This window comes from Mucilaginibacter straminoryzae (assembly GCF_022953055.1).
Classification (GTDB): domain Bacteria; phylum Bacteroidota; class Bacteroidia; order Sphingobacteriales; family Sphingobacteriaceae; genus Mucilaginibacter; species Mucilaginibacter straminoryzae.
Genome location: NZ_JALJEJ010000003.1, coordinates 129512 through 149090 on the forward strand (window position 1 = coordinate 129512; position 19579 = coordinate 149090).

Here is a 19579-nt window from a genome sequence, read left to right on the forward strand (position 1 = left end):
TGTAGAGACAAGAAAGGTTTTTAATGCGACAGCTAAAATGAGTAGAAGGGTATCAATCAGGAAAGCGTAAGGCCAAGGTTAACGGTAAAATGGTTATCCTGGTTGGTGATCAACAGCTCGTACCGGGACGGGTAAAGAATATCCAGTCGCCGTTTTACATTTGCCAACCCGATGCCCGAAGCGCGGTCTTTTGATTCATCGGCTTTGTTGACCGTATTTACCACGTTGAACTGAAGTTTCTTTTTCTCGTTATCCGCTGCAAGCGATATCAGGATAACCGGGTTCTCTATCAGTCCGGTGCCATGTTTAAAAGCGTTTTCGACAAAGGGTATCAGCAACATCGGCTCTATCATAAACGATTGGATATCGCCCGTAATATTGATACGGACGGTTACATTACTTCCGAAACGCAATTTTTGTAGACTGATATAGCTTTTCAGGTAATCTACTTCTTTCGGTAGCGGAACTTTATTATCGTCACTTTCATAGAGCATATACCGCATCAGGTGTGATAAGCTGATGATGGCCGGTTCCAGGTCGTCAGATTTCTTCCGCGCGAGGGAGGTCAGATTATTCAGTACGTTAAAGATAAAGTGCGGGCTGATTTGCGACCGCAGAAAATTGAGTTCTGTTTGTAAATGGACATTCTCGCGCTCTTTCAGCAGCTCCTGCCTGGCGATGTTGTCTATAATAATGCGGTAACAGAAACTACAAAGTATTGCCAACAAAGGAGCGAATGCCGGATAGATATCAAACGGGCGAACCCTCGGCGGCCCGTAACCATGTGGTTCATCCGGACGCTTTTGATTATGTGGGGGACGGAACTCGTTACGATGGGCATAAGGAGAAGTAAAGAAGTACCAAAATAATACATAGGATGAAAGCAGGATCACTAAGGTAAAAAGGTACCAGTAAATTCCCTTTGAGCGGATTAGCGGATATACGAAATAGGTATGCGCATAAAAGATAACCAATAGGAAGAAGTTGTTTAATACGATGTTCTTCAGAAAACGGTAGTGCATATCGGCGGGCATCCCACCCCTGTTGCTCAGAAAAGGGAGTACCAGCAGCAAAAACCAGATCAATACCGGAACGGCATTATACAGCCACCGCTTTTCTATCAGTTTTTTCATCAGGGCAAATAAAGTTACAAAATATCAGTGGGCAATTAACAATGAGATAAAGCGGGCGATTGTGGCGACGACACGGTGTTTTACAAGAACGTATATGCTTCTTTGTCTACACATAATCGCCGGACGTCGATTAATTACCAGGCCTTTATAAGGTTTCTCTAAAAATATATGAGATAAATACTCGAGCAGGGATTTAATTAATATCTATTTTTTACCGTCAATATATTTCAAAGCACGTTGTAATGCCTGGTCGGGCGACGAATATATATCAGGAATTACGCCTCTCCAGTCGTTTTCATTCGCTCCTATATTGTAATAAAGCTTACTCGAAACCGTTAACGCCAACCCGCTGTGTGGTAGATGAGCAGTTACTATATCTCCATAGCTTTTAATTAGCCCACCAGTCTCCTCGCCAATTACAATCCCTCTTTTATAGTATTTAAAACATTGCGCAAAGTCTGATGCTGAAGAATAAGTTTCAATATTTACTAAGACTATAACCCGTCCATTAAACCGTAACGGATTGTCTCCAATATTTATCTTGTCCACATATTCCGTGTCCAATGATCCATTGGGCTTGGCAAGTAAGGCTTTATCGGCACTATCAAGCGGTTTCCCCAAACGGTGTTCAAGTAAACGCTGCTTTAACAAGGCACTGTTTTTTTCAAGCACTTTGGCATATTGTGTAAAGGGTTTATTTAAAATGTATTGAAAAAATGCGTCACCAACGTCTGAGTCGCCCCCGCTATTATCTATTAAATTAATTATAAGATTTTGGACATGTCTTTCTTTTATTACCGTAAACGCTGAGTCGGTAAAGGCCTTAAACCCATCCCACTCAAAGCTTTTAAAATCAATAACTGCTGTTTGATTGTTATTCAAGAGCCGAAGTGAATAAACAGGATCAGAATGTACATTGCCATCGGCTTGATTTTTAGCCAATTCATCAAGGATGTTTTTACGTATACCTTTTAAAGTAATGTCTTTAACAATGCCGTTGTGTTTGTACTTAACGTGATAGAGACCATTTGCTTTATAAAGCGCTTCAAGATAAAAATAAAAGCGCGTTGCACCGAACTCCGCTCGGAATAGACGGCTTTCGCCTGTATTTAAGTCTATAATATCGTTTACTATTTTTTGAGCAGAAATATTATTTATACTGATGATCTCAGCACCGGTAGGCAATGCCGTCTTAATTCCTTTGTAGGGTCCTAAACAATTAATAAAGGGCCTTTTCGTCGATAACTTAACATTGTATGGAAGAATGATTGGATTAAGGCTATCATAAAATTGCATGATATGAATATCGGTATGGCCATCATCCAATTTTCCAAGCAACGGCGCTATTCGTAAGTAAAAATCCATCTTATCTAAATTTCTATTGAGATGGCTTTTGACACGGAAAACGTCTTTAAAAAAGGAAGCTTTTGGATACCTATAAAAAGGATTAGGATGGGCTTCAATTAAGTATTTTATCAAGCTATCTACATCCTGCCTCATTTCAGATGGCGAATATCTCCTTGGAGTTTGTCCCCAAATGATATTAACGAAAAAAAAATTAAGCGTTAGTATAGCAATTAGTACTTTCATGCTTATTAAGCTGATTTTAAAAATGATAGCTGCCAAATATAGTCTTCGGATGATCACCAAGATAAAAGGTACCAATAAATTCCCTTTGAGCAGATTAGCGGATATACAAAATAGGCATGCGCATAAAGATGACCAATAGGAAGAATTTGTTTAATACGATGTTCTTCAAAAACCGCTAATACATATCTGCGGGCATCCCGTCCTGTTACTCAGAAAAGGGAGTACAAGCAGCAAAAATCAGATCGATACCGGAACGGCATTATACAGCCACCGCTTTTCTATCAGTTTTTTCATCAGGGCAAATAAAGTTACAAAATATCAAAGGGCAATTAACAATGAGATAAAGCGGTCGATTCTGGCGACGACACGGTGTTTTAACAAGCACATATATCTGTCTTTGTCGACACATAATTGCCAGATGTCGATTAATTACCAGGCCTTTATAAGGTTTAAGTTAACATCGTAGTTTATACTGTTGATGACTTCACAAATTAAACGTTGGCCCCTCACTTTAGATGAAGAAGCTGAGTACATTTGTGCGTGTATAACACAATATCAAAAGTATTACCAGGGCATTAGTATAAAGCTCAATGCTAATATTGCGTCAAGCTGTAAAAGTATTGAACATGATTTACTATGGCCGCTGCTCGAAGATGCCTTCACCTGCGGTATCTATGGTGTTAAGGACCCATCTGTTATTTTTGATATAGAAACGCAGGAAAGCAAGCTGATATTCAGTTTACGGTATAAGTATGACAAGCATAGGCGCGACGAACGTACGGCTGTTACTTTTCTTAAATTTAAAGAAAAGCTTGAAACTAGTTACCCTGGCCGGTTTGTATTGTGCCGTAAATACCAGCAAGATGTTTATCACCTCCTCTTAATTCTGAACTGTTATGCGAACTATTATTATTGACGACGAACCCTTAGCGCTGGAGTTACTGGCTGATAACATCCGTAATGTAGACGGCTTAGAACTGGTAGGTGAATTTACCAATGCATCTACCGCTGCCCAATTTCTAACCGCTGAAAAAGTTGACCTGATCTTCTGCGACATACAAATGCCGGGAATAAACGGCATTCAATTGGTTAAAAGTTTAACCAGGAAACCTTTGGTGGTATTTGTAACCGCCTACCAGGAGTTTGCTATTGATGGTTTTGAACTTGATGTGATCGACTACCTTTTGAAACCCGTCGCTACAGAGCGTTTTTTGAAAGCCTGCAATAAAGCGCTGCAATTACATCATCTCCAAAAACAGTCGGCGCCCCCTATCGCAACACCTGATGGTGATCGCAAACACTTGTTCGTTTATGCAGACTACAATCTGATCAAGATCCGTCATCAGGATATTATTTACATCGAAGGCGTTAAGGATTATGTGAAACTGCATGTGCAAAACCTGCCTAAACCGGTGCTTACCAGAATCACCTTTAAGGCGCTGGAAGAACAATTGCCCGCACATGAATTCTTCAGGGTGCATAAATCATATCTGGTCAATGTAGAGCATGTGCAATCTGTCCGCCGGGGCATGATCAAACTGACAGCAGATACTGTCCCTTATAGCGATAACTATAGGGAGAACGTCGATAGAATGACGGGGAAAAGCGACGCTATTTAACAATTTTAACATTTTCGTCGACATTGTTCGGCCGATCATCTCATTTATTTTTCATCTACGTTGGGCTAATGCACCTTTGAAGCAAAGCCCCTAAGCATTGATGAAAAAATCTTTAATACCCCTATTACTTTTCACCATTGTTCTACACTGTACTGCGCAGGCGCAGCACACCAAAAGGCTGCTAAAAAAATCCATCATCAACCATTTCTTTACCTGTACCTTGGATAAGATGTTCGATACCATTTCGGTAGCGTATCAGATCCCCATCTTCTTCGAGCGTGAGCAGATACAGAAAATGGATGTGGCCAACCACTTTTTCGAAGAATCGCTGGAAGATGTTTTCAAGTACGTTTGTAAAGAGAATAACCTGCAGTACTGGATAGAAAACGACGGTACAATCTACATCCTTCAAAAACCTGACGACCTGCCCCGCCTTCGCCAGCAGAACCAACTGAAAAAAACGGGCGGCCTGGTAAAACCAAAGCATTTAGAGCTTGCTGTGAATCCGCCCACGCGGCATCATTTTGCTATTCATGGTAAGGTTTCAGATCAAAACACGGGTGAGGCCCTGCCCGGAGCCACGGTTAAAATCAGGTTTACAGACTTAAGCACCATGACCAATACAGATGGTAGCTTCTCTATCCTGAATGTACCTTCTGATACGGTGTCGGTGGAAGTTTCCTTCATCGGTTATCAGAAAGACATATTCCGGCTCAACAGTAAGAATATAGATAGCGCGTTGGTGTTTGCGCTGTTCCCTACGATGAACGCGCTGAACGAGGTGGAGATTACCGATAAAAAGACAGGCGTATTGAATACCGACAGCAAAAAAGTGAGCGTTTTACAATTAAACCCAACTGCGCTGGACAAGCTGCCGAATATTGGTGAACGCGATGTAATGCGTGCATTTCAGCTGATGCCGGGCGTAAGCGCCACTAACGAATCTTCTTCCGGCGCTTATGTACGTGGTGGCACGCCAGACCAGAACCTGGTCACCTTTGATGGCTTTACCGTTTACCAGGTAGACCACCTTTACGGATTTTTCAGCGCCTTCAACAGTAATGCTGTCCGCGACGTAGACATGTACAAAGGCGGCTTTTCTTCCAAGTACGGCGGTCGTTTATCCAGTGTTACCGAGATTAGGGGTAAAGACGGCAACAAGATCGAAACCAATATCGGCGGCGACCTTAGCTTGTTAAGCACCAATATCTATGCAGAATCGCCCATCGGGAGCAAGTCATCTGCTTTAATTGCCTTCCGGAGGTCATATCAGGGGCCTTTTTACGACAAGATTTTCGGACAATTCAATAGCAGTGCTACTACGGCTATCCCAAGTGGCAGAGGCGGCTTCGGCGGACGTGGAGGGCCGGGCGGCGGCTTCGGAAATCAAACTACACCATCTTCTTACTTTTATGACATCAACGCAAAATACGTTTACGCCCTTTCGCCCAAAAACACACTGTCCGTAAGTTACTATAACGGGCACGATAACGTGGACAATAGCCGCGAGATGAATATCCCCGCATTTGGAACTGCCAGCAGCAGCGATATAAAAATCAACGATAAAACCATATCCGGTAATACAGGTGCGGCTCTGAAATTGACAAGTACTGTTGCCAAAAACCTGACAAACAATACCATCCTAAGTTATTCTGGATTTTTCAGCGACCGCGACCGTACCAATACGGGCAACGTAACAGACAGTGGCACTACCACCACCATCAATAGCGGTACGCTGGAAAAAAATCGCCTCCGCGACCTTAGCATTAAATCTGACTGGGAATGGCAGGCAACCTCTAAAGTGAAATTTCTTTATGGCGCCTTTGGTTCAAACCTTAACATCAAGTATAACTATACGCAGAACGATACCAGTCAGTTAATCAACAAGAACAACACTGGTACCATTGGCGGCGTGTATACCGAAGCGGAAATAGAACCGAATGATAAATTACATATTCAGCCGGGTTTGCGCAGTACCTACTTCTCGCCCGACGGTAAAATGTATTTTGAACCCCGCTTAAATTTAACCTACCATTTTACCGATGAATTTAACCTGAAAGGTGCAACCGGACGATTTTATCAGTTCACCAAACAGGTAGTGCGCGAAGATGTCGCTGGCGGCGACCGCAATTTCTGGGTGCTGGCAAATAACAGCACTATCCCGGTGGCTTCTGCAAATCACTTTATTGCCGGCTTTAATTACGAAACGCGCGAGTTCCTGTTCGATGTGGAAGCCTATTACAAGAAGTTGGATAAGATTACTGAATATTCCATCCGGCAGGAAGGCTTTGCAGGCGGCGGAATGCCATTTCGCAACAATGGAGGAACGGCCACATTAACTGAAGATTTTTACAATGGACGCGGTTTTGCTAAAGGCATTGAATTTATGCTTCAAAAGAAAATGGGCAAATATACCGGTTGGATCAGTTACACGCTTGCCCAGGCCAAGAATCAATATGATGTATACGGCGATCAGTACTTTTCTGCACCGCAGGATATTACCCACGAAGTGAAATCCATCAACATGTACCACTTACAACGGTGGAGTTTCTCAGCCCTGTTTATCGCCAGTACCGGGCACCCCTACACCGCTCCGCTGGGTACTTACAGTGTTACCACGCTCGACGGTAACAAGGTCACCTATCTTACCATCAGCGCAAAGAACGGCGAAAGATTGCCGGCCTACCACCGCCTGGATTTATCTGCCACTTATGACCTATTAAAGATAGACGGTCATAAAGTAGGTAGTATCGGCTTGTCGCTGTTCAATGTGTATAATCACGTTAACTCGTGGTATAACGAGTACTATATCCGCAACAACCAGGTAACTACTACCAACGTTAAATACCTTGGCTTTACCCCTAACATTACCCTTAGTTTGAAATGGAAATAAGCAGAAACAGATTAATGTGCTTTTTAACAGCAATGATAGCGCTGATCGCTTCCTGCAAAAAAGAGAATACGGTTGATAACGCCACCAAGCCGGTCGTGATCGGCTATCTGATTCCCGGGCAAAGCATCAGTTTAAGAGTATATTCACAAAAAGGGCTTTCAGACACCGCTACGTATGGAACGCCTATTACCGGATTGACCCCATCTGTTTCTGACGGAAGCAAAACCGTGCAGCTTACCGATTCGGGAAACGGCATTTATACTTATAACGATCTTTCTTTCGTCAGCAGCGGCAAAACCTATCAGTTAAAATTCACCTATAATTCACTGCCTGTAACGGCAACTACATCGGTACCTTCTAAGCCGGTTGGTTTCACGGCAAGTAAAACTTTAATTAATCTACCAACGGGGTCAACTATCAGTCCGCAAGCCACAGATTCTATTGCTGTTACATTTAAATGGAAAAATCCCGACTCGCTGTATCATGTAATTGTTTTTAAGAATGATGATAGCAGTCCGTTTAATATTCATCCGCAATTTAATGCAGCTGTTAATTTTACCATCAACGCCAAAAAAGCAGAATATTACAATGTGTACTATCGTACGTTTAACTACATCGGCATTTACAGGGCTATCTTATGGAGTGTCAGCGAAGACTATATTAATATGCTGAAAACCAATGCCAATACCTCTTCTCAACGATTAACCGACGCCCCCACCAATATTATAAATGGTTACGGCATTTTTTCGGGCATGCAGTCAGATACCATCAAGCTGCAACTCACGCAGTATTAGGATAGCTTGATCCCGTAACCTCTCGGACGTTCTTACACTGTAAAATAAGTGTTGTGGGTGATGATGGCTTTCATTTATGGTTATCTTAGCCATCGCTTAATTTTATACCCAACAAATGAAGGTTCTATTTCTGTCCGGCGCTTTACTGCTGTCGGCTTTTTTAACTTTTGCCCAACCCGCGGCAACCATTACTTATAATGTTAAATATCATGGTAAAGAACTTCCAGACAGCCGGATCAACCTGGTAATTAAAGGCGATAAGGCCCACATAGAAAAAGTTGCAGAGCCTAATGCAAAAGAACAGCTGTACCTGGATTACGCAAAGAAACAAACCATGCAGGTGCTTACCTTGCCGGAAAATAAGCACGTGACCCAGCTAAAAGATTTTAAAGATTACGAACAACCCCAACTACTGCCGGATACCGCTACCATTTTAGGTTATCCCTGTAAAAAGGCTAAAGTGATTATCCGTTCGAACACTATCGAAGTATGGTATACCAATGCACCGCCGTTTAAAGGTACCCCAAGCATCGGCGTAACACCTGGGTTAGGGTTAGTATTAAAAACCGTAAGAAACGGTGAAATGGAAGTAACGGCTTCAGAAATAAAAAAGGGCGATGGAAAAAGTACAACCCTGCACTGGCCTACCGCAGCCGAAATGGGGCCGGTTGTTGATGCCGCTACCTACAACCAACAGGTAATAGAAAGCCGGTTTAAAACGGTAACTGTTTTTAATAAAGAGCAGCTTTCTTTCGGTTATGATAAACCCAACCCCGCCGGCGAGCAAGCTAATGTTACCTATCATTACGCTGGCGGCACCGTGATCCTCAAAAAGATCAAGTTGCCCGATTACGTCGCAGGAACGCAACTGTTTGCCGAACTTTCACAATACTCCAACGGCGATGCTTACGACCGTACCGGTTCTGTATTCATGATCCCTTTAGATAAAAAGCAATCTTTTTTAGATGGCTTGCAAAAGGGTGTTAAAGCTTTGCCCGTTTATAAAAATAAATACCAGGGTGTGGTAGAAACTACTGATTACCTGCCCCCACTGGAACTGTTGCGGTTCTTCACGCCTTTCGGTATCAACAAGTATAACAAGGCATCAAACATAAAGGGGTACAACTGGGCAGATTCGGCAGTGTTCAGGCAGGATATTACCGAATTACAGCCCCGTTTGCAGGGCGAAGTATGGATCGGGGTGTTTATTGGGAATTATGATAAAGGTGGCCATATTGTTAGTTTACGGTTGAAATACTATCCCGGCGATGGCGAAGGGAACCAAAAACCGGGGCAGTTTGTGCAGCCAATATTTAATACGACGAACCTAATGGAAATGGCCGGGCAAGAGTACGGAACCATGTTCGACCATGATTCGCTAACCGTGACCGTGAACATCCCGAAAGGTGTTAAGAACCTGCAGATGAGGTATATTACTACTGGGCACGGCGGATGGGGTGGCGGCGACGAATTTAACCAGAAACTGAATGAAATATTTGTAGACGACAAACGCGTTTACCATTTTATTCCCTGGCGCACAGACTGCGGCACTTATCGCCTGCTAAACCCTTCCTCGGGAAATTTTGGCAATGGACAGTCATCATCAGATCTTAGTCGCTCCAACTGGTGCCCGGGCAGTCTCACTCCTCCCGTATATATTCCGTTGCCAGACTTGCAACCAGGCGTTCACACCTTTAAAGTGGCCATACCACTCGGACAACGGGAAGGTACGGCGTTCAGCTCATGGAATGTTTCGGGATGTTTGATCGGAATGATGGATTGATTAGATTTAAACAACTAAATCCATATAAGATCATCTAAAAAAGGGCTAGCTTAGCCTGATATCTAAACCTTAAGATTTTGGAGTTAAAGGAACTAAAAAAATGTAACAATTGCGGCGCTCAACTTGAGCCTGAGCAGGACGGCATCATTCAATGTAAGTATTGCGGTACCGTTTACTCTTCAGATCATCCAGAAGATCACGACGAAGTAGAAGTTGCTACTTTACCTGCAGATACTACCAATAATGCCAAAAAGTCGGAAATTGGATCTGGCGCGGTTTTTCTTATACTTATATTTTTAACACTCCTGATTTTTATTATCGTCGCCTTTGTAAAGAGCCGGGTTTCGTTGGAGAACGACTACCCTGAATCTGTAAAGTTAGATACGGCAGTTTCCTCACCGAAGTCGATTGAAGAAGACAAAAAACAAGAAGGTGATAAGGTAGAAGATCCTTCGCTGGCAACTTTAAAAATATTGGCAGCAATTCCGTTAGATTCAAAAACTTTTAAAAAACTGTATAGCAGAGCAAGGAAAAAAAGAGATGAGTTTTCGGACAACCTGGCGATTTATGATCCAACTTCGCCACAATACACAAATGTAAACGCCTTTTATATTTACATTAATAAAGATAGCTCCGATTGTAATCTGCGGTTTTGCAAACAATATGTGAGTGATAGTTGGTTAAACATTAATGAAATGATTATCAATACCGATGGTAAGAATTCCACTTACAGTGTAAGCTTTAATAAAGGCAATAGCTCGAATAGCTTCTGGGAGTGGTCTTACGATAATGTTGATGATTACAACCTACCCATGTTAGTAGAAATTGCCAACGCAAGAAAAGTTAAAGTGAAGTATAGTGGGGATAAGTATTATGATGTGGTAACAATTAATCGCGTGCAAAAAATGGCATTATTTAGGGAACTACAGTTATACAAAGGCTTGCTTCAACAGCAGTTAAAAAAACAATAGCGTTAGATCGTCTTTTCGCAAATTGGTGATCTGAATTAAACGACAAAAGCCTCAACGAAGAGGCTTTTGTCGTAAAAAAAAACTTGCTAAATTATTTCTTCAGAGACAGCACGTAGGCTACCATTTTATTTATATCAGCAGATGCAAGCGCCGGGTGTGGCGTCATCGGTACAGTTCCCCATACCCCGCTGCCGCCCTTAGCTACCTTCTCGCTTAGTGCAGCAACAGTTGCCTGGTCTTGCGGATACTTTTGTGCGATAGAACTATAAGAAGGTCCTACCAGTTTCGCATCCACGTTGTGGCAGGCCAGGCAGTCTGACTTCGAGATCAGCGTTTTACCTTCTTCTATTTCCTGCGGGGTGGCAAATGGTTTTGGTGCAACTTTAGCTACGGTTGTGGTTTTCTTCGCAACCGTTTTTGTTGCCGTTTTTTTAGTTTGTGCAAAGCTTTGCGAGGTACAAATACCTAATAAAATGCAGGTTGCACCTGCTATCATTACGTTCAATCTCATATTACTTTTTCTGCTTTTTGGTCATTACCCATTCGCGGCCTGGCGCATCAACCCTGAATGTTTCCAGGTTGCCTTCATCTTGTAAAGTCACATACATCGTCTTACCGTCCGGGCCTCCAAAAGCCACGTTAGTTGGCTTCTGCCCTTTTAATTTAATCTCTTGAATTACCTTTCCTTGCGGCGAAACCTTGGCTACTGTGCCCTTGGCATAGCGCGCCTGGTAGATGTTGCCTTTAACATCACAACGCAGGCCGTCCATTCCAAAATCCGGAAATTCAATCACCAATCTTTTATTGCTGATCTCGCCTTTCGAAGATAAGTCATAAGCCCATATTTTACGTAATTCGTTTACATAAAGGGTTTTATTATCCGGGCTGACATCTATTCCGTTCACAGTCGCCATGCTATCCAGTTGGGTAACTTTGCCATCGGTATCTATGCGCCAGATCTTCCCTGTTCCGGCCTTCCAGTTCGGGTCGCTGGCGTATAGCCGGTCGTACTTGTCTATGGCAATATCATTCGGCTGCGCCATTTTACCTTCATGGGCATAGATCCGCTGCTCTTTTGTAGCCATATTCACTTTAATGATATTATGGCCGGTGTAATCAGCAATCAGCATATTACCGTGGCTGTCAAACCGGGTCCCATTGCCTACGCTTCCCTTCGGCAATTCAATAAAAACGCTCGCTTTACCATCAGGAGTAACCTTCCCGATAGTACCATCGTGATCATAATTCACGGCATACACATTACCGTCTTTATCTACCGCAGGCCCTTCGGCACCAATAGTAAAGCTGTGTGGCGGGGTAAAAACAGTGGAGGTAAACAAGGCCTGCGCCCTGGCATTGATTGCGCTTAAGAATAGCGCCGCTATAAAAAGTTTCTGCACAGTATGGATGTTAGTTCTATTCATCAATTTTATCAATATTAGTTTGCTGCCGATGGTGGTGGCGGTACCTTCCTGATCCTTGCCACATCCGCCGGGGTAATAATTTCAGGCAGGTTGCCAAAGTTAGATTTTACGTAAGTGGCAACTTCGGCTACCTGCTCGTCTGATAAGAAACTGCCGTGTGCCGGCATAATTTCATTATAGGGTAAGCCTTTAACTGTAACCTGGCCTTTCAAGCCATTCAATATCACGTAAACCAGCCTGAATTTATCATAAACCCATTCTGATTGCGCCAACGGCGGGAAACGGTTCCCGTCACCTTTGCCATCACGCTGATGGCAAGATACGCAGTATGTACTGTATATAGCCGAGTTTTTGGGCAGGTCTTTAAATAGATTGTCTGCTACTTCGTCGGGGTTTTTGATGTTGGAAGCCGTTTCTTTTCTTTTTTGCATGGCAGCAAGCTGCGACACATTGAACGCCTTTTTATCACCAGGATACATAATGCGCCATATTTTACCCTTTTCCGTATCGCTTACATATAACGAACCATCCGGACCCTCAGCAAGACCCATAGGGCGATAAACTGCGTTACTTACACTTACGATAGGGTCAACACCGGCAAAGCCATCTGCAAAAACCTCCCATTCGCCGGAAGGCACTCCATTTTTAAACGGAACAAAGGCCACAATATAACCTGCCTGCGGATACGGCGCGCGATTAGTAGCGCCATGAAAAGCAATAAATGCCCCATTGCGATATCTTTCAGGGAATTGCTTGCCATGATAGAATAGCAAGTCGTTTGGTGCAAAGTGTGCAGGAAACCCGATCAATGGTTTTTGCAATTTCGGGCCATCGCCTTCTTTGATTTTATCGCCGCCGAACTCTGGGTTCAGTAATTTTTTACCCTTGATCTGGTCATAGTAATAGTAAGGCCAGCCACCATTTAAGCCCTGGTTTACCTTAAAGAACTCTTCTGCCGGAAGCACGGCACTTTCCCACTGGCTGTAAATATCTGGCCAAAGCAACCTAAAATCATCTCTTCCGTGGTTTATAGTATAAAGCGACTTGCTTTTCGGATCCCAGTCCATCGCCACAATACTACGTAAACCTGTTGCGTAACGCACGCCGTCACCTTGTTTCTGGTTTAATTTATCCGCATCAAACATCCAGATACCGCCATGATCTTTCAGGAGCGGGTTACCATTGTCTGCAGATAAAGGATCGCCTACCCCTTTTGATCCGGGAACCCGGTTCTTCTCCTGGCCCGCGTTTGAGCCCGCTCCCCAGCCAACAAAGATGTGCCCTTTGTTGTCAAAAGCCAATGGTTTGGTCTGATGTTCGTGATAAGGCGGAACGTCAGCAACAATGGTGTCTAATTTATTATCGGGGATCAGTTCTCCCGGGTTAAGCTTCGTCCGGTAAACCATCAGTTCCGAGCTGAAATAAAGATAGCCTTTGTGTACGCGCATGGCGGTTCCGTATGAGCCACCATCATACTTACCAAAAGGCTGGATAATATCCATTTTGCCATCGCCATTGGTGTCCCGCAAAGCTATATTTCCATAGCCGCCATTAAGGTTATGAAATCGGGCCTTCACATAGATATCGCCGTTATCGTTCACGGCAATATGCCTTGCTCTTCCCTTTAGACTGTCAACCACCACAACTGCGCGAAAACCGTCCGGAAGGTATAATCCCCCGTTGTCTGCATCGGGTTTCGGTAGGTTGGGTTTACCGCCATACCAGGCAGATGCAGTAAAAATAAAAAGAACGCCTCCGCCAAAAATCTTAAGATAGCGGCTTTTAACAAACCGGAGGCGATGCCTTCCCTTTTGTTTAAGTTTTTCCAGGTTCATTAATATAAATGTTTGATTAATTGGTTTGCTGATGCTAAGAGTTCCCTAAATTAAAATATTTGAGAAACCAGAACGCTACAAAGACACAGCAAAACAACTAAAAGACCAATGCCAACATAAAAGTTACATATTTTTTTATAATGTAAAACTGAAGGTGGCAAGTCGAAGCATTATTTACATCCAAATTGTGCTGTTTGGTTATATTTGCAGGGTGAATACGGTAAAGCGGTCGTCAGATAATCAGAAGCCCAGGAAAAGAACTGTTGCTGTTCCGCCGGAATTAGCGCCGTTGGAAACCAAAACCCCAAAAGTTAAATCAGCACCAAAACCAAGGGCGAAGTCGACCACAACTACCAAAAGAAAACCTGCAAAAAAGAAAAATCAGCACAACCCGTTTTCTCTTTGGCTGAAGGTCGCTGGCGTTTTTTTACTGTTAATACTCCTCTCCCCGCTTTATTATCAATACATCAGCAGAGGATTTAGCAATGCGTGGCGCTGGCTTACAGAATCTGGTGATAACAAGTATTCGCGCAAGTACCATAGCTTCGATATCCGCATCCCTAACGGTTTTAAAATACATGGCATAGATGTATCCTACGCCCAGGGTAAGATAGACTGGCAGCAGGTAAGCGCCATGGAAGAAGACAGCGTTCGTGTTCGTTTTGCATTTATCAAGGCAACAGAAGGCGAATCGCACCTCGATCCTTTCTTTACCCGTAACTGGCGGGAAGCGCCAAAGGCAGGAATTATTTGCGGTGCGTACCATTATTTCCGCGCTAATAAAAGTGGCCTTTGGCAGGCGCTGTTTTACCTAAACAAAGTACAGCCAGAGCGCGGCGACCTGCCCCCGGTGGTTGACATAGAAGAACTGAGCGGGGCAACGCCAACACAAATGCGGCACGAGCTTCAGCGTTTCCTGGAGCGTGTGAAGAAAGACACGCACACCCAGCCTATTATTTATTCGAGCCTGAATTTTTACCAAACATACCTGGCAGGGCATTTTGATAATTACCCGCTCTGGCTGGCGCATTATTATACAGACCGTTTAGGTGCCGCAGCGACTACTAACTGGCACTTCTGGCAACACTCGGACGAAGCGCACATTAAAGGCATCAGGCACCGGGTAGACTTTAACGTTTTTAAAGGCGATAGTCTATCTTTCGAGAAGCTGCGCATCCCTTAAGAATACATTTTGCAAACATTTCGGGCAAATGGTGTTTATTTGAGCATAGTTTCAAGCATATGGAAATTACTTCAATCAACCCGGCTAATAACCAACCCATTAAAACCTACCAGGCTGACAGCGCAGAGGTCGCGGAAGAAAAGATCAGGAAAACACATGAAGCGTGGTTAAACTGGAAACATACCTCTTTCGCGGAAAGAAGTACCCTTCTTAAGAAAATGGCTGCGGTGTTGCGGAAACGTGCTGACGAGCTGGCGCGGTTAATGGCTTTGGAAATGGGGAAACCGTTGCAACAGGGCGCATCTGAAGTAGAAAAATGTGCCGCCGTTTGCGAGTACTACGCAAATCATGCCGAGGCGCACCTGCAAGATCAGGTGATTGAAACTGATGCATCTCGAAGCTTTGTCACTTTTCAGCCGATTGGCGTTGTGCTGGCCATTATGCCATGGAACTTTCCTTTCTGGCAACTGTTCCGCTTTCTTGCGCCAGCGCTTGCTGCCGGTAATTGCGGTGTGTTGAAACATGCTTCGAACGTACCGGGATGTGCATTGGCTGCAGAAGAAATTGTACGGGAAGCCGGGTTTCCTGCAGATGTATTTCAGACTTTATTAGTCGGCAGTGATCTGATCCCAAAAATCATCGAGAATAAACTAATAAAAGCCGTTACCCTGACAGGCAGCACGCAGGCTGGGCAAAAAGTAGCACAGCAAGCCGGTGCTGTTCTTAAAAAGACGGTTTTGGAATTGGGCGGAAGCGATGCCTATGTGGTATTGGAAGATGCTGACCTGGAACTTGCTGCCGAAACTTGTGTAAATAGCAGGCTGATCAACAGCGGGCAAAGCTGTATTGCGGCAAAGCGGTTTATTGTAATAGAGTCAGTTGCAGGGCAGTTCACGGAGTTTTTCAAAGCTAAAATGGCAGCGAAAAAAATGGGCGACCCACTTGAACAAGGCGTTGAAGTTGGTCCCCAAGCGCGTAAAGATCTGCGCGATGATCTTCATCAACAGGTGCTGAAAACAATTGAAAAAGGAGCGAAATGTATCTTAGGTGGTGAAATACCGGCAGGTGATCATGCCTTTTATCCGCCAACTATCCTGACAGATGTAAAACCAGGCATGCCGGCATTTGATGAAGAACTGTTTGGACCGGTAGCAGCCATTATTGTTGCCAAGGACGAAGCCGAAGCGATACAATTGGCAAACCAAAGCGTATTTGGGTTAGGATCGGCCGTGTTTACAAAAGATATAGCCAGAGGAGAAGCGATTGCCGCCCAACAACTGGAAGCCGGTTCGGTATTTGTGAATGCGCTGGTAAAATCAGACCCAAGATTGCCTTTTGGCGGTATCAAAGAATCGGGTTACGGCCGGGAACTGGGCATGTTCGGCATACATGAATTTGTGAACATTAAAACCGTATTTATTAAATAATAAACAGCGTTATTACGCAGACTAATAGGATTTGTATTAATTAAGCGGTCTGCGCGGGCGTTTTGGCCGAGTGGGATCAAATGATGGACGCTCTGTAGGCCTGCGCTGCATTGGCCGCCTAACCGGTGCCTGCTGTTCTTCTACAATGTTTAGCTGAAGTTCCCTGCCGCGCATTTCGGTTCCGTTAAGTGCGTCTTTTGCAGCCAAAGCTTGTTCTTCTCCCGCTACTTCAACAAAAGCATAACCTTTACACTTTCCGGTTTTTCTATCGCGCACAATTTTAATCGTCTGAATATCGCAATACGGTCCCAGCAGCTGTGCAATTTGCATTTCATCTGCATCTAAAGGAAAACCGCCGACAAAGAGTTTGGTCATCTACTTACAGGGTATGCGGCAAATATAGAAAATTTATTAAGGTTACTCAGAATTTGACGACGATCCTAATGCTGCTCGCGATGCTTATCCTTCTGAAAACTATAGTACAGGTAGAACAACGCCGGAATGATGAAAACACTACCGATAATTAAAGCCCAGCCCAACGTATTCATACTGGCTGCAGGTGCCTGATGCCTGAAAAGTGAAAGGTTATTGCCTGTTTTAAGCACAATGAAATTCGGGAAATGCACGTAAGTAACCGCCAGCAGGATCATCGTAGCCTGAAAGCCTGCCAATATCCGCGGAAAGATCGTCTTGCCTCTGGCGACTAATACCCAAAGTAATATCAGCGAAAGCGTAGCCAGGATGACGGCAATAAGGCCAATCGTGTTACCAAACACCCATTTAACCAGTGGAATATGCTCCGCTTCGGCCGCAATAAAAACTACCGCGCCACAGCCTACAGTTACAATGTTCCATACCCTTGCTTTATAAATAAACTCCTTTGCATCAACTGGATTCGCAGCCTCACCTATCAAATAAATAGAAGCAAGGAAACTGCAAAGAGAAACCGTGAATAAACCAATGGCAACAGAAAACCAATTGAGCCAGCTGTATACATAAGCGTGAAGAAAATCGGTAGCGGAAGGGTCTATCCTGCCCGAAATTGCGCTTCCCGCGATAATGCCGAGAAACAGCGGTGTAACGAAACTTGAGTATAGGAAAATCCGGTCGTAGATTTTCTGCATGTTGTCTACAACGGCGTCGTAATTCCGGAAGACGAACGCTGTACCCCTTGCGGTAATCCCCAACAGCATCACCACCAACGGAATGTGCAGGTAAATAGACATGGTACTATAAATAGCCGGAAACCCTACGAATAAAATCACCACGGCGATTACCAACCACATGTGGTTAGCTTCCCATATGGGGCCAATGGCTTGGTAAGCTGCTTTGCGTGTACGCCCGCGGTGTGGCTGCGGCGTAAATAATTCAATAATTCCAGCACCGAAGTCGGCCCCGCCAAGTACCAGGTACAACAATATCGACAGCCACAAAAATATGATGATAACGTAATGCATAGCGTTAGTGGTGGTTTAGTTGTAAGTCTGCTTCCGGTTTATCATAAACTACAGGTACCATTCGTATTTGCCTATACAATAAAAAGATAACTACAATACTCAGCGAAATATAAATTGCAGTAAAGATGTAGAAAGAATAGGCAATGCCCGGCATCGGGGTAACTGCATCGGCCGTGCGCATAATACCCTGGATGATCCAGGGTTGCCGGCCTACTTCGGTTACTGTCCATCCGGCTTCTACCGCAATAAATCCTGTAGGTATGGCAGCAACAAAAAGCTTCAGGAGCCAATTTTTTACCTGCCAGTTTTTCTTAAACCAAAGCGCGGTAAAATAAAGCAGGGCTACCGCCATCATAAACATGCCAAGCCCTACCATAATTTGAAAGGCGTAATGCGTAATAGCCACCGGTGGCTGATCTTGTTGCGGAATGGTATCCAGGCCGCGCACCTCACCCTTAAAATTATCATGCACCAAAAAGCTCAGCATACCGGGCAGTTCTATGGCATAGTCTACTTTTTTTTCCTTTTCGTTAGGTACACCGCCGATTAATAAAGGTGCGGGCGTAGTAGTATGGAAATAAGCTTCCATAGCGGCAAGCTTAGCGGGTTGCCTTTTCGCAACGCTCTTGGCTGCAATATCCCCGGCAAAGGGCTGCAGTATGGCAGCTATGCAAGCAAAAACTGCTGCAATTTTAAAAGCCGTTTTATGAAAGGCGACATTCCGTTTACGAATAATCATTAACGCGTGGACGCCTGCTACGGCGAAACCTGTAGCCGCAAAAGCAGCCAGTGTCATGTGCAGGGCTTCGGCAAACCAGGCGTTGTTAAACATGGCCTTTATCGGGTCGATGTTCAAATACTGCCCGTTCACGTAATCAAATCCTGCCGGGCTGTTCATCCAGGAGTTGCCAGCTACTACCAATATCCCGGAAGCTAAACCGCTGACGCCTACCACTACCCCGGTAAACCAATGAAAAGCCGGGTTCAGCTTTCCCCATCCGTATAAAAAGAAACCAAGTGCAATCGCCTCGATGAAAAAAGCCGTACCTTCCAGCGAGAACGGCATGCCGAATATAGGCCCTGCATGTTGCATAAACTTCGGCCAGAGCAGACCCAGTTCGAAGGAAAGTATCGTACCCGATACCGCCCCCGTTGCAAAAAAGATCGCCACGCCCTTGCTCCACGCTTTTGCTACATTCTGATAATGCGGATTTTTAGTTTTCAGCCATTTATAGTGTGCTACCGCCATAAAAAACGGCATCACCATGCCAATACACGCGTAAATGATATGAAAGCCAAGCGAAAGCGCCATCTGCGATCGGGCAGCGAGGAAATCGTCCATAGTCGTAACCAGTTTGTTACTAAAATAGTATGCAACAGCTAATCGCCTAATTCTTTTTGCAAATTATATTGAATATGAATTATTATTTCTGTTGCAGGATACTAAATTCTGGCATAGCCGTTTTAAAA

At 44.1% G+C, this 19579-nt stretch carries 16 protein-coding genes; 8 read left to right on the plus strand and 8 right to left on the minus strand.

Annotation, left to right across the window (positions count from 1 at the left end; all coding sequences use genetic code 11):
* Nucleotides 1-56: 56 nt before the first annotated feature.
* Both MUY27_RS07765 and MUY27_RS07770 read right to left on the minus strand, forming a co-directional pair.
* On the minus strand, nt 57-1133 hold the full coding sequence (locus tag MUY27_RS07765) for a sensor histidine kinase (RefSeq protein ID WP_245129437.1): 1077 nt from the start codon (nt 1131-1133) through the stop codon (nt 57-59).
* A gap of 204 nt (nt 1134-1337) precedes the next feature.
* A complete protein-coding gene (locus MUY27_RS07770) occupies nt 1338-2723 on the minus strand; it encodes a S41 family peptidase (RefSeq protein ID WP_245129438.1) in 1386 nt (461 codons plus the stop codon).
* Nucleotides 2724-3201: 478 nt separating this feature from the next.
* Here MUY27_RS07770 and MUY27_RS07775 point away from each other — a divergent pair, with 478 nt between their 5' ends.
* From MUY27_RS07775 to MUY27_RS07800, 6 genes are all read left to right on the plus strand, one after another.
* Nucleotides 3202-3639 (plus strand): hypothetical protein, encoded by a 438-nt coding sequence (locus tag MUY27_RS07775; RefSeq protein WP_245129439.1) that lies wholly within the window; start codon nt 3202-3204, stop codon nt 3637-3639.
* The gene (locus tag MUY27_RS07780) at nt 3620-4342 is read left to right on the plus strand and encodes a LytR/AlgR family response regulator transcription factor (protein ID WP_245129440.1); all 723 of its coding nucleotides are present in this window, start codon (nt 3620-3622) and stop codon (nt 4340-4342) included. The genes MUY27_RS07775 and MUY27_RS07780 overlap by 20 nt, the downstream gene beginning before the upstream one ends.
* A 100-nt stretch (nt 4343-4442) precedes the next feature.
* Nucleotides 4443-7235 (plus strand): TonB-dependent receptor, encoded by a 2793-nt coding sequence (locus MUY27_RS07785; RefSeq protein WP_245129441.1) that lies wholly within the window; start codon nt 4443-4445, stop codon nt 7233-7235.
* A gap of 32 nt (nt 7236-7267) precedes the next feature.
* The gene (locus MUY27_RS07790; protein ID WP_245129442.1) at nt 7268-8029 is read left to right on the plus strand and encodes a DUF4249 domain-containing protein; all 762 of its coding nucleotides are present in this window, start codon (nt 7268-7270) and stop codon (nt 8027-8029) included.
* Nucleotides 8030-8144: 115 nt separating this feature from the next.
* Nucleotides 8145-9812 carry a PNGase F N-terminal domain-containing protein gene (locus MUY27_RS07795; RefSeq protein WP_245129443.1) on the plus strand — a complete coding sequence of 556 codons (1668 nt, stop codon included), beginning with the start codon at nt 8145-8147 and terminating at the stop codon, nt 9810-9812.
* A gap of 77 nt (nt 9813-9889) precedes the next feature.
* Complete coding sequence (locus MUY27_RS07800) at nt 9890-10783, plus strand: TFIIB-type zinc ribbon-containing protein (protein WP_245129444.1); 894 nt, start codon at nt 9890-9892, stop codon at nt 10781-10783.
* Nucleotides 10784-10874: 91 nt separating this feature from the next.
* Here MUY27_RS07800 and MUY27_RS07805 read toward each other — a convergent pair whose 3' ends face one another.
* Genes MUY27_RS07805 through MUY27_RS07815 form a run of 3 tightly spaced genes read right to left on the minus strand, consistent with a single transcriptional unit; the run spans nt 10875 to nt 14042 of the window.
* Nucleotides 10875-11294 carry a c-type cytochrome gene (locus MUY27_RS07805; RefSeq protein WP_245129445.1) on the minus strand — a complete coding sequence of 140 codons (420 nt, stop codon included), beginning with the start codon at nt 11292-11294 and terminating at the stop codon, nt 10875-10877.
* A 1-nt stretch (nt 11295) separates the two neighbouring features.
* Nucleotides 11296-12207: an SMP-30/gluconolactonase/LRE family protein gene (locus tag MUY27_RS07810; RefSeq protein WP_245129446.1), complete on the minus strand. Its 912-nt coding sequence runs from the start codon at nt 12205-12207 to the stop codon at nt 11296-11298.
* A 14-nt stretch (nt 12208-12221) separates the two neighbouring features.
* On the minus strand, nt 12222-14042 hold the full coding sequence (locus MUY27_RS07815; protein WP_245129447.1) for a PQQ-dependent sugar dehydrogenase: 1821 nt from the start codon (nt 14040-14042) through the stop codon (nt 12222-12224).
* Nucleotides 14043-14196: 154 nt separating this feature from the next.
* Here MUY27_RS07815 and MUY27_RS07820 point away from each other — a divergent pair, with 154 nt between their 5' ends.
* Nucleotides 14197-15225, plus strand: a complete 1029-nt coding sequence (locus tag MUY27_RS07820) for a glycoside hydrolase family 25 protein (RefSeq protein WP_245129448.1) — start codon at nt 14197-14199, stop codon at nt 15223-15225.
* Nucleotides 15226-15284: 59 nt separating this feature from the next.
* Nucleotides 15285-16652: an NAD-dependent succinate-semialdehyde dehydrogenase gene (locus tag MUY27_RS07825; RefSeq protein WP_245129449.1), complete on the plus strand. Its 1368-nt coding sequence runs from the start codon at nt 15285-15287 to the stop codon at nt 16650-16652.
* Nucleotides 16653-16688: 36 nt separating this feature from the next.
* Here the strand turns inward: MUY27_RS07825 and MUY27_RS07830 are convergent, their stop codons facing one another.
* From MUY27_RS07830 to MUY27_RS07840, 3 genes are all read right to left on the minus strand, one after another.
* Nucleotides 16689-17027, minus strand: a complete 339-nt coding sequence (locus tag MUY27_RS07830) for an RNA recognition motif domain-containing protein (protein ID WP_245129450.1) — start codon at nt 17025-17027, stop codon at nt 16689-16691.
* Between the two features lie 65 nt (nt 17028-17092).
* On the minus strand, nt 17093-18109 hold the full coding sequence (locus tag MUY27_RS07835; RefSeq protein WP_245129451.1) for a cytochrome d ubiquinol oxidase subunit II: 1017 nt from the start codon (nt 18107-18109) through the stop codon (nt 17093-17095).
* A gap of 4 nt (nt 18110-18113) precedes the next feature.
* The gene (locus MUY27_RS07840; protein ID WP_245129452.1) at nt 18114-19451 is read right to left on the minus strand and encodes a cytochrome ubiquinol oxidase subunit I; all 1338 of its coding nucleotides are present in this window, start codon (nt 19449-19451) and stop codon (nt 18114-18116) included.
* Between the last annotated feature and the right edge of the window lie 128 nt (nt 19452-19579).

Excerpts from the sequence above, each read along its gene's own strand:
- MUY27_RS07765 (WP_245129437.1), bottom strand. The coding sequence starts at position 1,133 with ATGAAAAAACTGATAGAAAAGCGGTGGCTGTATAATGCCGTTCCGGTA.
- MUY27_RS07770 (WP_245129438.1), bottom strand. The coding sequence starts at position 2,723 with ATGAAAGTACTAATTGCTATACTAACGCTTAATTTTTTTTTCGTTAAT.
- MUY27_RS07775 (WP_245129439.1), top strand. The coding sequence starts at position 3,202 with ATGACTTCACAAATTAAACGTTGGCCCCTCACTTTAGATGAAGAAGCT.
- MUY27_RS07780 (WP_245129440.1), top strand. The coding sequence starts at position 3,620 with ATGCGAACTATTATTATTGACGACGAACCCTTAGCGCTGGAGTTACTG.
- MUY27_RS07785 (WP_245129441.1), top strand. The coding sequence starts at position 4,443 with ATGAAAAAATCTTTAATACCCCTATTACTTTTCACCATTGTTCTACAC.
- MUY27_RS07790 (WP_245129442.1), top strand. The coding sequence starts at position 7,268 with ATGATAGCGCTGATCGCTTCCTGCAAAAAAGAGAATACGGTTGATAAC.
- MUY27_RS07795 (WP_245129443.1), top strand. The coding sequence starts at position 8,145 with ATGAAGGTTCTATTTCTGTCCGGCGCTTTACTGCTGTCGGCTTTTTTA.
- MUY27_RS07805 (WP_245129445.1), bottom strand. The coding sequence starts at position 11,294 with ATGAGATTGAACGTAATGATAGCAGGTGCAACCTGCATTTTATTAGGT.
- MUY27_RS07810 (WP_245129446.1), bottom strand. The coding sequence starts at position 12,207 with ATGAATAGAACTAACATCCATACTGTGCAGAAACTTTTTATAGCGGCG.
- MUY27_RS07815 (WP_245129447.1), bottom strand. The coding sequence starts at position 14,042 with ATGAACCTGGAAAAACTTAAACAAAAGGGAAGGCATCGCCTCCGGTTT.
- MUY27_RS07825 (WP_245129449.1), top strand. The coding sequence starts at position 15,285 with ATGGAAATTACTTCAATCAACCCGGCTAATAACCAACCCATTAAAACC.
- MUY27_RS07830 (WP_245129450.1), bottom strand. The coding sequence starts at position 17,027 with ATGACCAAACTCTTTGTCGGCGGTTTTCCTTTAGATGCAGATGAAATG.
- MUY27_RS07835 (WP_245129451.1), bottom strand. The coding sequence starts at position 18,109 with ATGCATTACGTTATCATCATATTTTTGTGGCTGTCGATATTGTTGTAC.
- MUY27_RS07840 (WP_245129452.1), bottom strand. The coding sequence starts at position 19,451 with ATGGACGATTTCCTCGCTGCCCGATCGCAGATGGCGCTTTCGCTTGGC.